Here is a 12290-nt window from a genome sequence, read left to right on the forward strand (position 1 = left end):
ATTTTATGCTGTGTACTAGATGTCACAAACGCCCGGCAGTGGTGTTTATATCTCAATCGATGAATTCCAGTGAGAGCCAAGGGCTGTGCTTGGTCTGCGCCCGAGAACTGGGCATCAAGCCTGTCAATGATTTAATGGATAAGATGGGGATTACGGAAGAACAGATGGAGCAAATGGAAGAGGAGCTCAGTGGACTGATGAACCCGGAGGAAGGAGAAGCGGACGGGGAAGACGGCGCCTTTACCCCCGGCGGTGCGGCGACTTTTCCGTTTTTGCAAAATATTTTCCCCGGCTTTCAGCAGGAGGGCGGTGCCGGCGGTAAGGAAAAGGAGACCGCAGCGCCTGCCAGGGAGAAAAAGACAAAGAATAAAAGCAAGCGGCGCCATCTGGATGCCTACTGTACAGATCTGACCGCCAGGGCGCGCCGTGGGGAGATCGATAATATTGTCGGCAGGGACCGTGAGATCGCCCGCGTTATTCAGATTTTATCCAGAAGAACGAAAAACAATCCCTGCCTGATCGGCGAGCCCGGTGTCGGCAAGACGGCTGTCGCAGAGGGGCTGGCCCAGCGAATCGCCGCCGGTGAGGTTCCTGCACGGCTGCAAAAAAAGGAAATTCACCTGCTGGATTTAACGGCGCTTGTTGCCGGGACCCAGTTCCGCGGGCAGTTTGAGAGCCGCATAAAGGGCTTGGTGGATGAAGTGAAGACAGAGGGCAACATCATTCTCTTTATTGACGAGGTTCATAACCTGGTTGGCACCGGGGATGCGGAGGGGTCCATGAATGCGGCGAATATTTTAAAGCCGGCGCTCTCCCGCGGGGAAATCCAGGTCATCGGTGCGACCACCTTTGCCGAATACCGGAAGTACATTGAGAAGGACGCCGCGTTGGAACGCCGCTTTCAGCCGGTGACGATTGCAGAGCCCTCTGTTCAGGAGACCATCGATGTTTTAAATGGCATTAAGTCCTACTATGAGCAATATCACCGGGTACGGGTACCGGAGGTAATGGTGAAGCGGGCAGTCGTTTTATCAGAGAGATATATCAACGACCGGTTCCTGCCAGACAAGGCCATTGACCTGCTGGACGAAAGCTGTGCCTGCGCCGCGCTGCGCAATGTTCCAATGGCTGAGTATGACAGGGCCAACGCGGAGCTGGAAAAGCTCCGCGCCCAGGAGGAAGAGATGACCGGGGGCGAGGCCGAGCCGGATTATGAGAAGCTTGCCGAGCTGAGAATGGACATTGTGAAGCTGGAGGGAAAGGCGAAGGAACTGGCTCCGTCGGCCTTAGGCGCAGAGGTTGAAGAACAGGATATTGCGAAGGTAATTGAACTTTGGACAGGGATCCCGGCCGCTCGGGTCCAGGAGAGCGAGCTGAAAAAATTGGCGGATTTGGAGTCGGTGCTTAAAAGCAAGGTGATTGGCCAAGATGAGGCGGTTGAAGCTGTGGCTGCCGCGGTCCGCCGCAGCCGGGTACAAATCAGCCCGCGCCGCCGCCCGGCTTCGTTTATCTTTGTCGGACCGACCGGTGTGGGTAAGACGGAGCTGGTAAAGGTGTTGAGCCAGGAGCTGTTTGACAGCCCGGAAACCTTGATCCGCCTGGATATGTCGGAGTTTATGGAGAAGCACTCGGTGTCGAGAATCATTGGTTCGCCGCCGGGCTATGTCGGCTATGATGAGGCGGGACAGGTGACGGAAAAGGTTCGCCGCCGCCCCTATTCGGTGCTGCTGTTTGATGAGATTGAAAAGGCACATCCGGATGTGATGAACATCCTTCTGCAAATTTTAGACGAGGGGCATATCACGGATGCGCACGGCCAGAATGTCAATTTTGAAAATACCGTCATTGTTATGACCTCCAACGCCGGCAGTGAGAAGAAGGAAGCGGCGCTCGGCTTTGCTAAAACGGAAGAGGACGCAAGCAAAGAACGGGCAATGAAGGCGCTGGCAGATTTTTTGCGGCCAGAATTTTTAAGCCGTGTCGATGAAATTGTGGTGTTTAAGCCCTTGAGCATCGATGATTATCAAAAAATTGCTGGCCTCATGCTGAATGAATACATCGGATCTTTGAAAGAACGCAGCATAACGCTGCAGTATGACGCTCAGGCAACCCGCTGGCTGGCCGAGTACGCGCACGGAGGCAAGAGTGGTGCGCGTGATTTGCGCAACCTGATTCGCCGAGAGGTTGAAGACCGGATTGCAAGCACAATTGTAGAGAGTAATGGGTCAGCCTTGTCGGGGGTATTTGTTACGGTGGACGAAAAAAATCAGATCTTGGTGCAAACCCTTTAGTGGTAACATTTTTACAAGATATTGCTTTTTGAAAGGGGAAAAAGAAAACAAGATCTCCAATTTTTGGATTCCATAAAGAAATTTTGCTTTAAGAATTGACTTTTTTACCAGCGATGTGCTATAATAATAGCCGTCGCTAAAATGCGAGTGTAGTTCAATGGTAGAACCCCAGCCTTCCAAGCTGGTCGTGTGGGTTCGATTCCCATCACTCGCTCCAGGCTTAACTTTGCGCCAATAGCTCAGCTGGATAGAGCAACTGCCTTCTAAGCAGTAGGCCAGGGGTTCGAGTCCCTTTTGGCGCGCCATATGGTGGATGTAGCTTAGTTGGTTAAAGCGCCAGATTGTGGCTCTGGAGACCGTGGGTTCGAGTCCCATCTTCCACCCCACTTCATGGCACGCGGACATGCTGTCATGTCCCGTGCCCCCTTATATTGGGCTGTAGCCAAGGGGTAAGGCAACGGACTTTGACTCCGTCATTCCGTAGGTTCAAATCCTGCCAGCCCAGCCAAAGCGTCCGGATTTTCCGGGCCGCGCCGTTTTTGTCAAGCCTGGCTTGATTTTAATATATATTATTACGAATCATTAGCTCAGCCGGCAGAGCACCTGACTTTTAATCAGGGTGTCCGGGGTTCGAATCCCCGATGGTTCACCAAGTTAAAAGCTGCATTTTGAGAGATCAAAATGCAGCTTTTTTCGTTGTTATATCTTCTTTAAAAATATCTATTCCGTAACGGTCGCACAAAAAGAAACGACAATTTTCGATCAGAAAATTGCCATTTCCAGTGAGAAGAGAACCAAGTAAAATTGGTTGCTTTGTTCTGCGGAACAATGGATTTTCATACTAAATGATGATATAATTAAATCTAAAATATTATTATATATGGTAATGGAGAGCTGTTTTGTGTTAGATAGTCAATTAAAATTGCATGTTCCTCAATACCGTGATTTATGGTATCGACAACAATTGCTAAATGACGCTGCTACCATGGACTATAATAAGGGATATGATTTGGACTTTAGAGGATATCACAAAGATAGCGGCTGTATTGATTTTCCCGAAGAGCAATGGAAAAACTGGTACGACTGGTTCATTGGTCAAGAACCAGAACGATTTTATGCCTATATAACACGGTCACATGATGGCAAGTTTATTGGTGAGGTTAATATCCATAAAAGTGATACTGCACTATGGCATGAAATGGGAATCATTTTAGATGCTAAATTTCGAGGGCAAGGTTATGCGGTCGAAGCATTGAAATTACTTCTAGAGTATGCCTTTGTAAACTTAAATATCGATGCTGTTCATAATAGTTTTGAAGTGAATCGGACGGCTGCTGTTCGAACACATCTTGCAGCTGGTTTTAAAGAATACAATAAAGAAAACGATAATATTGAACTATTAATTACCAGAGAGCAGTATTTTTCCAAATAATCAATCTCCCTTACGTGAGTTCAACTCCCACCTCTGAAAAGCCAAAAAATCTTTTTCATGTGGTTTAGACAGAAATAATCGCATAAGACAGCCGTTTTGCGGTGGTCTATGCGGTTATTTTTTTGCCTGAAAGCGCCCGGTGACTACCTTTTGACTGCTTTTTGATTTCTTCCAGCTCCTTGACCCTGTCCATCAGGACGCGGATTTGCCGGATGGCCTCCGTAAGCTCGTCGTCATGGGCATACGCCAGACGGGTTATTGTGTCGTTATCAAGAGGGGCAATGTTATTTTCCAGAAGCTTTCACCTCGTTTTCTTACCCCTCTGGAAGGTTTTACCATAGCTTTATTATATCCGACGATTTATTTCCGGCTAATTTCAGTGAAATCCACAGGCAAAGAAATTCGGCTAAAGCCTTGACAAATGGAAAGTAAGCTCTTAGGGTATAAGTGTAGCGTGCTCTTCTCATCGTTAAGGCTTTGAAGGGGCGGGAGTTTTTAGAAAGTTTCCCCCATGATGGCCTCAATATGCCGGAGCTCGACAGCATGAACGGCGGCGGAAGACAGGATAGAGAAACAAACCTCTGAAAAGGGGAAATCATTTAGGGGGATAAGGTGTATGAACGACCGGATTCAAAAACTGGCGGAAATGGCGCTGCGGGATGCGCTATTTGTCAATGTAGATTATTCGGATGTTGCTCAGGCGATAATCAGCGCCCAGGGAGAGGAAGAAAAACGGAGGATCATACAGTCTGAGGCGCCGAAGCTGTACCGGATAAACGAATATACTCTCCTTACGGGGGCTTTTCCTGTTATTCAGCTTCCAACCGCCGAAAGCAAAGCCGATTTGGGCGCTGTTTTTTCAAAATACGCATTTTACGAAAACAAGCTGTTGATTCATGCCGGGAACCATAAAACGGCAGATTTTCAATATGCCGTTACGCACGGCTTCAAGGGATATCTGGAGCGCATCCGTTCCGCCATGCAGCATTATGCGGGCGACTCTCAAAAACAGCATTTTTTGTCTGAGCTGGAGCTTGCCTGCAAAATGATTGTCGAGTGGGGGCGTTCTTTCGCGGCGGCCTGCCGCATTGCGGCTGATGAGGAGGAAAACCCGCTGCGGAAAAAAGAGCTGCTGAAGCTGGAGCAAATCTGCAGGCGTGTCCCGGAGGGGCCTGCGGAAACCTTTTATGAGGCCGTTCAGAGTTATTTCTTCTTCTTTACACTTTTTCCGGACGGCCTCGGCCGCCTGGATCAATATTTGTACCCGTTTTATAAGAAGGATATGGCGGCAGGCCGCCTGACTCGCGAGCATGCGTTGGAGCTGGTTGAAAATCTGTTTATCCTGATCTTCAGCCACATGGGCACACAGCATGAATGGAGCGGGATCAACCATGGGGCGGTTGGAGGCTATACACAGGACGGCCGCTGCGGCCACAATGAATGTACCTCCATTATTTTGGAGGCTGTCTGTGAGCTGCCTGTTTGGAGGCCGCAGGTTTCCTACAGGGTCACGCGAAAGACAACCTCCAGCCAGCTGCGGGAGGTTTTGGAGGCAAACATGCGCCGTCCGGATCTGGTGATGTTTCTCAATGACGACGTAATTCTCCAAAATTTTGAATATCTTGGCGTTCCTTTTTCGGATTCTGTGGAATATACGGCCTCGGGGTGTAATGAGACCATCCTTACCGGCTGTTCGCAAATGGGTTCGATTGAAGGCCATTTTAACCTGATGTATTCGCTGAACAGGCTTTGGGAGGCGTTGGATGGCCTCTGCCTGCCAGATTTTGAGGCGTTTTACCACCTGCTGGAAAAATACCTGAAGGAAGACCTTTCCGTTGCCATTCAGCTCTCCTATGAAAGGGACCGAGAATGTGCGAAGGACCCGGAGATTTTAGGCTCAGTTTTTACCGACGGCTGCATCGAGCGTGCGGTTCCGGCTTCCCAGGGAGGGGCCAGGTATAATTTTTGCACCTGGTGTCTAATCGGGCTGGTGAACCTGGCCAATTCTTTGAGTGTGATTCGCCAGATGGTTTTTGATGAAAAGAAATTCTCTCTGTTAGAGCTGCGCGGCTTTATCCGTGATAATTGGGAAGGGCATGATGATGTCCTGGTGGATATTCGAAAACATGCGCATTTTTTTGGCAGCAACGACCCGCTGGGGGATGACCTGGTGAATCGGATTGCCCGCTCTGTTGTGGAAATGACCCGGGATGCAACGCCCTATCGCGGGGGCCGCTATCTCTTCGGAACGCTGACCGGTTACGAGGTTGCGCACACCGTGCTGGGGCGGGAGACACCGGCCTCGCCCGACGGGCGGCGTAACGGGGAGCCGTTCGCCGCCTCTATTTCCTCGCTTCCGGGGACAGATAAGTCCGGGATTGTCGGTTATCTGGCCTCTGCCGCCAAGCTGGACGGGCGCTACTTGGCGTCCTCGGTGGTGGTCAACCTGACGCTGGAAAGAAGCATGGCAGACACCGGGGAAAAGCGGGAAAGGCTGCTACAGCTGCTGCTGGCATATTTCAGAATGGGCGGCGTACACCTGCAAATCAATTACTTGTCTGCCGATGAATTACTTCAGGCGCAGCAGAACCCGGAGAAATATAAAAATCTGCGCGTTCGTGTGACTGGGTTTTCAGGCTTTTTTACCTCTTTCGATAAGGCGCTTCAGGATGAGCTGATCCAGCGTTCGCTGCACAGGCTGTAATGGCAGCGGGGGATGAAGGCATGGAAAAGGGAATTATCTTTGACATTGAGCACGGCTCATTTGTAAACGGACCGGGTATTCGTACAGCAGTGTACATGAAGGGCTGTAATCTGCGCTGCCTCTGGTGCCATAACCCGGAAAGCCGGCAGCAGTCCCCGCAGCTTATGTTTTACGCCGAGAAGTGTACGGGCTGTGGAAAATGTCTGGAGGCCTGCGAAAACCGGCAGAAGGACTGTGTGCAGTGCGGAAAATGCGCCGAAGTCTGCCCCCATGATGCACGGGTTTTATGCGGCAGGGCATATACCGTCTCGGAGGTATTGGAGGAGATTGAAAAAGACATGCCGTTTTATCAGTTTTCCGGCGGCGGCGCCACCTTTTCCGGCGGGGAATGCCTGCTGCAGCCGGAGTTCCTTTATGCGCTGCTTCAGGGGTGCGGGGCCCGCGGAATCTCCACGGCGGTGGACACAGCCGGGTGCGTCTCCTGGAACGTGATAGAGAAAATACTTCCATTGACCGACCTGTTTTTGTATGACGTCAAATGCTTCAGCGCCTCGGTGCATAAGCGGTATACGGGGGCGGACAACCGGCTTATCCTCAGCAACCTGAAAAAACTCCTCCAGCTGAAAAAGCGGGTCTGGATTCGGATTCCCGTTATCGGCGGTGTCAATGACAGCGTAGAGGAGATGCGTAAAATTCGTGATTTTCTGCGAGATTCCGGCGGTGCAGAGCGCGTGGAGCTGCTGCCGTACCATGATATGGGGCGGAATAAGTGTAATGCGCTGGGCATAGATTTCCACCCGTTTTCGGTACCTGAAGAGGATAAGCTGCGGGAGCTTCAGGCTGTATTTTCCCCTGAATAGCCGCCGCGGGAACGCCCTGTGCTTCCGCAGTGGGTTTACAATATTTTTTACTACCCATTCAGGCGCCATCTTTCCGCTGGGGTAAAATATTTTGCTTTTTAAAAAAAATTTTTTGCTTTTAAATACCGATTGACTTTTTGAATAATTTGTGTTAGTTTGTTAACGACATGTAAATAACACATAAATATGGTGCCTATAGAAATATAGGAGAATTGGGAAGCAACGGTGCGAATCCGGCGCAACAGCCATTACTGTAATTGACAAAGAGAGGAACCAATGCCATTGGGACTGCTGTTCTGAGAAGGCGTTCTTCTTCGGTGAAGCCGTAAGTCATAAGCCAGGAAACCAGCCATGTTTGTTGGAGAAAGTAAATTTCCCTGGGCAATGGGGGAAATTGGGCTTGGCGTTATGGGTGACCCATAATAGATATAGGTAAACCGCTTTCTCTGAAGGGAGAAAGCGGTTTTTCGATTTTTCAAGGGGATATCCCCTTGGTTGTATGTGTAACATACAACCAAGCACCTTGATAGAGAAAGCGTGCCGCGTGGGAAAAATTCCGGCGTATACGCAGGTGGTTTTATGTTTTGCAGCCGCGGGCTATGCTTTTTGTCCAATACGCGTCAGCGTTTTTATATAGAAACTACTTAAAAAGAGGAGAGTTTAGATGAAAAAAATGAGGAAGGGCGCAGGCCGTATACTGGCTTTGCTGCTGTCGTTCATGGTGATTGCCGGCATGCTGCCGGAGGCAGCGCCAACGGTGCTGGCCAATGAGCACAGCGGTCAGGTCCACGTGATTGTGGAAAATACGGCCTATACAAGCGAAACAGCCCCCTGGCAAGGGAAGCTGGTCGATGAATGGGTAGAACTGGAAGCGGGCTCTACAATGATGAGCTGCATTGTGGATGCATTGGGAGACTATTCCCAGACAGGTGCGGACAGCGGCTACATCAGTGAAGTCAATGGGCTAGAAGCATCGGACGAAAACGCCGGTACGATGAGCGGCTGGACGGGCACACTCAACGACTGGTTTGTCAATGAAGGCTTTGACGCCTTTACCGCAGCGAAGGGGACGCTTGCCGCCGGCGATGAAATCCGCCTTATGTATAGCTGCAACGGCGGCGAGGATCTGGGCGGCAGCTGGAGCAGCACCGACAAAACCGTAAAGAGCCTGTCCTTCAGCGAGGGGGCGCTTACGCCTGCTTTTAGTAAGGACGCCCATGCCTATACCCTGACTGTCGGTGCAGATGTAACCGGCGTAATGGTGACGCCTACCGCGAGCAATAAAAACTATCAGGTGCGCACCAGCGTGAACGGCAAAGAGTACAAGCGTACGGAATCCGTACCCGTTACAGACGGCACGGTCATCACCGTTAAATGCGGCGACCCCAGCTGGCCCAGCATGAACGACAACAGCGGCGAGGCTCAGACCTACACCGTGACCGTGAAGCAGGAAAAGGTTCAGGAGCTCCCGGTTCAGACGGTGGACCTGAAAGGCCTGCACAGCGCCCAGCTCAATTCCCTAAAGCTGTACACCTACACCGGCGGTGTGAAGGGCACGGCCGATTTGCTGGCGGATAAGTCAACAGTAGCAGATGGCTACCAGCTGCAATATGCCGCCGTCAAGCTGCCCGTGGGCGATTACTGGGTGGAAGGCTATGACGCAAATAATGATTACAACGGCGGCATGGTTGTTTCTGTGAAGGAAGATACCACAGCCATTACCATGCACCGTGCCTACGAAATTTATGCCAGCAACAGCGGCTGGGTGCAGGGCACAGATTATACCATTGATTATCAGGTCACCGGCGCAGACGGCGTGAACCGTAAAGCAGAGATGGGGACGGCCAACTATTTGGGCAATATCCGCGCTTCCGGTTTGTTTCAGGATCTGGACACCATCAAGGTGACCCTGACCCCCATCGGCAACCGCGCGGAGGAATATGTGGCGGCTACGGTAACGAAAACCGGCGCCAATGTTACGGGCACTAATTTGGGCATCAGCGCCAATATTCCCAAAGCGATTGCCGCTACCGTAACGGCTCCTGCCGGCTCTGAGGTCAGCATGGGTACCTTTGGCAGCTACTATTCCTATGAATTCCTGGAGGCTGAGTCCACAAAGACGGAGGACGGCACGCTGACGGCGAGCTTCCGGCTTCCGGAAACGAGCGCGAATCATTTCCTGCGGGTGCAGCATCCCGACGGCGTTACATACTGGTCGTTTGGTAAGTGGAAGGCTGGACAAAGCTTTACCGTTACCAAGGAGGACCTGCACATTGGCGACAAAGAATTTGCCAAGGACACCGTATACCGTTTTGATAAAAACAAGTATGACCGGGCCGACATCTATTTGAATATTAACAGCAAGGGCTATATGAACATGGATGTGGGCCAGACCTTTGAGCTGAACGTGTTCCGCAACTGGATGGCGCTTGAGAATACGATTAGCAATGCACAGGTGGCCCTGCCGGATATGCACTATCAGGTGGTGGATTTCGAGGGCCGGCCCAGCGATGTGGTAACCGTTACCCCTGATAAAAATAACAGCTCCCTGTCCACGCTGAAGGCGAATAAGGAGGGCACTGCCATAGTGCTGGTAACCTACGACGCCATGACTCATATGCAGGGCATGAGCAGCACTGGCAGCAAAGCGTTTTCCGCCATTTGGCCGGAATGCACCGGCGTATTTGTCGTATCCGTGGGCGCGGACGGTTCCGCTATTCAGACGAATATGGTTATGGATCGTATGGGAGCAACCATCTCTAAACCGGAACAGAACGACATCGATGCCGAACACGACATTTTGTTCTATCTGGGCGACGAGGGGGCGGAGTACACCTTTACGCCGGAAAACGGATGTACGGTTACGGTAGCCCGCTCCACCGTGGAAGATTCTGCAATGTCGTTTGACGGCTTTACTTCCGAGGGGGTTATTACCGACGCCGGGACCGGGGCAGTAACCGTGACGAACCTTACTTCCGGCCGCCACATTGTCCGGGTGGAAAAGGACGGCGTAGCGACCTATCAGGTCATTACCGCCCGGGGCGTTCGTTATGACCTGCTGGATGCGGACGGAAAGATTTTGCCTGCCAATACAGAGTTTAAAGCCGGAGACAAGGTGAAGGTTCAGTTCCACAACCTGGTCAGCCCCAAAGAGAAATTATCCGGAGTATATAACTTCAATTTTTCCCTGAGCTATCAAGGGGAGGACGATTCTTCTTTCACCAGCAATCCGGGCAGTGCTTTCGGTGTCTATGACTTCAGCGGGAACCCTGAGCGCCAGCAAATTGAAATCACCATCCCTGAAGACTGGACGGAGCTGTCCTATGATCTAACCGGGGCTATCAAGGTAGGCGGCTTCGGCGGGGCTCCAACCCACAGAGGGGTTTCTTATACCAAGGGGATGGGCATGCAAACCGGTACCAGCACGGCTGGCGTTTTAAGCCGTCTGCCGGAGCTTTCCCTGAAGCTTGAGGGCTGGGCGGTCAATGATGCTGAGCAAAAGATAGCGGCGATTGGTACGGTTACACTGGACTCCGAGGGAGCGATACAGGCTGCCCGCACCGCCTATGATGCCCTGACGGACGAGCAGAAGAAACAGGTCGGCAACTATGATGTGCTGGTAGCTGCCGAGGCGCTTTTGTCCAATTTAAAAGCCGCCGGTGAGGTGGAGAACAAGATCGATGCTATTGGCACTGTCACCCTGGCTTCTGAAGAAGCCATACAGGCCGCCCGTGATGCCTATGATGCATTGACGGCCGCGCAAAAGGAATTGGTCAAGAACTACGGTGTGCTGACGGCCGCCGAGGAAAAGCTGGCGCAGCTGCAGGACGAAGCGGCCCGCGCGGCCTTTGCGGAGGAAGTGTATAAGACAACCGGGGACTACCTGGCCGGGCTGGGCACACCCACAGTGGGTTCCATCGGCGGCGAATGGGCGGTACTGGGCCTTGCTCGCAGCGGGCGCAGTGTGCCGGAGGGCTACTATAAAAATGTGGTGAAATATGTTCAGGAAAATATTGACGGCAACGAACGGCTTCACCGCACCAAGTCCGCCGAAAATTCCCGTGTGATCCTGGCGCTGACTGCTATGGGGAAGGATGTAACCGATGTAGGCGGTCATAACCTGTTAGCTGGGCTCGACGAGATGGCCTACATCCAAAAGCAGGGAATCAACGGTTCCATTTGGGCGCTGATTGCCCTCGACAGCCATGACTATGCGGCCTCGGGCGACGTAACCCGGGATAAGCTGGTGCAGGCGATTCTGGATTCGGAACTGGCCGGCGGCGGCTGGGCCCTCAATGGCGATGCCGCGGACGTAGACATGACGGCTATGGCTATTCAGGCGCTGGCGCCCTATTATAAGACAAAAGACGCCGTGAAAACGGCGGTGGACAGGGCCCTGGAGCTTCTGTCCACCATGCAGCTGGCTACCGGCGGCTTCGGCAGCTGGGGCTCTGAAAACAGCGAATCCTGTGCACAGGTAATTGTTGCCTTGACGTCGCTGGGCATTAACCCAACCGAGGATGCCCGGTTTATCAAGGGCGGGCTGAACCCAGTAGATGCGCTGTGCGGCTATTATGTTGCGGGCGGCGGCTTCAGCCATACGGCTGATGGCGAAGGCCGCAGCGCCATGGCAACGGAGCAGGGCTATTATGCGCTGGCTGCTTATTACCGGCTGCTAAATGGCCAAACCAGCCTGTACGATATGAGCGATGTCACCATAAAGGAGAACCCGAACCCCTCGAAGCCGGGCGAGCCGGATGAACCGGATGAGAACAACGGCGGCGACGGCACTGCCGAACCGCCGAAGACCGGAGAAAGCAGCTATGTGCTGCTGTGGCTTGCCACCTCTATGTTCGCGCTGACGGCGCTGGCTGTGCTCGGTAAAAGGAAAAAACAGCTGAGATAGAGCTGATTTGATGCGGCTCCTATTTTAACCCATGACCCTGCGGCTCTTTTGAGCCGCGGGGCCTTTGGGCGCTTAGGAGTAAATAAGGGGCAGACAA

Annotated in this window: 5 protein-coding genes, 5 tRNA genes and 1 riboswitch; all 10 genes read left to right on the plus strand. The window is 52.2% G+C overall.

Translation table 11 applies throughout. The features are described from left to right. Positions 1-5: 5 nt before the first annotated feature. The 10 genes from DPQ25_RS11355 to DPQ25_RS11400 all read left to right on the plus strand — a co-directional run bounded on the left by DPQ25_RS11355 (position 6) and on the right by DPQ25_RS11400 (position 12193). Positions 6-2291, plus strand: coding sequence for an ATP-dependent Clp protease ATP-binding subunit (locus DPQ25_RS11355; protein ID WP_112333300.1), 2286 nt, complete (start codon positions 6-8; stop codon positions 2289-2291). A gap of 143 nt (positions 2292-2434) precedes the next feature. Continuing rightward, positions 2435-2508, plus strand: a tRNA-Gly gene (locus DPQ25_RS11360). 11 nt (positions 2509-2519) lie between these two features. Further along, a tRNA-Arg gene (locus DPQ25_RS11365) sits at positions 2520-2596 on the plus strand. 4 nt (positions 2597-2600) lie between these two features. Then, positions 2601-2677, plus strand: a tRNA-His gene (locus DPQ25_RS11370). Positions 2678-2723: 46 nt separating this feature from the next. Beyond that, a tRNA-Gln gene (locus DPQ25_RS11375) sits at positions 2724-2799 on the plus strand. Between the two features lie 68 nt (positions 2800-2867). Further along, positions 2868-2943: transfer RNA gene (locus DPQ25_RS11380), tRNA-Lys, on the plus strand. 249 nt (positions 2944-3192) lie between these two features. Continuing rightward, the gene (locus tag DPQ25_RS11385) at positions 3193-3723 is read left to right on the plus strand and encodes a GNAT family N-acetyltransferase (RefSeq protein ID WP_177577029.1); all 531 of its coding nucleotides are present in this window, start codon (positions 3193-3195) and stop codon (positions 3721-3723) included. A gap of 616 nt (positions 3724-4339) precedes the next feature. Continuing rightward, positions 4340-6427: a pyruvate formate lyase family protein gene (locus tag DPQ25_RS11390; RefSeq protein ID WP_112333302.1), complete on the plus strand. Its 2088-nt coding sequence runs from the start codon at positions 4340-4342 to the stop codon at positions 6425-6427. Positions 6428-6447: 20 nt separating this feature from the next. After that, positions 6448-7287 carry a glycyl-radical enzyme activating protein gene (locus DPQ25_RS11395; protein WP_112333366.1) on the plus strand — a complete coding sequence of 280 codons (840 nt, stop codon included), beginning with the start codon at positions 6448-6450 and terminating at the stop codon, positions 7285-7287. 170 nt (positions 7288-7457) lie between these two features. Next, positions 7458-7655, plus strand: a riboswitch (cobalamin riboswitch). Positions 7656-7951: 296 nt separating this feature from the next. Then, entirely contained in the window at positions 7952-12193 is a 4242-nt protein-coding gene (locus tag DPQ25_RS11400) for a cadherin-like beta sandwich domain-containing protein (protein ID WP_112333303.1), read from the plus strand. Positions 12194-12290 lie beyond the last annotated feature (97 nt).

The organism is Hydrogeniiclostridium mannosilyticum (assembly GCF_003268275.1).
Taxonomy (GTDB): domain Bacteria; phylum Bacillota; class Clostridia; order Oscillospirales; family Acutalibacteraceae; genus Hydrogeniiclostridium; species Hydrogeniiclostridium mannosilyticum.

What these genes read in the sequence shown, in the direction of transcription:
- DPQ25_RS11355 (WP_112333300.1), top strand. Translation starts at nt 6, where the DNA reads ATGCTGTGTACTAGATGTCACAAACGCCCGGCAGTGGTGTTTATATCT.
- DPQ25_RS11390 (WP_112333302.1), top strand. Translation starts at nt 4,340, where the DNA reads ATGAACGACCGGATTCAAAAACTGGCGGAAATGGCGCTGCGGGATGCG.
- DPQ25_RS11395 (WP_112333366.1), top strand. Translation starts at nt 6,448, where the DNA reads ATGGAAAAGGGAATTATCTTTGACATTGAGCACGGCTCATTTGTAAAC.
- DPQ25_RS11400 (WP_112333303.1), top strand. Translation starts at nt 7,952, where the DNA reads ATGAAAAAAATGAGGAAGGGCGCAGGCCGTATACTGGCTTTGCTGCTG.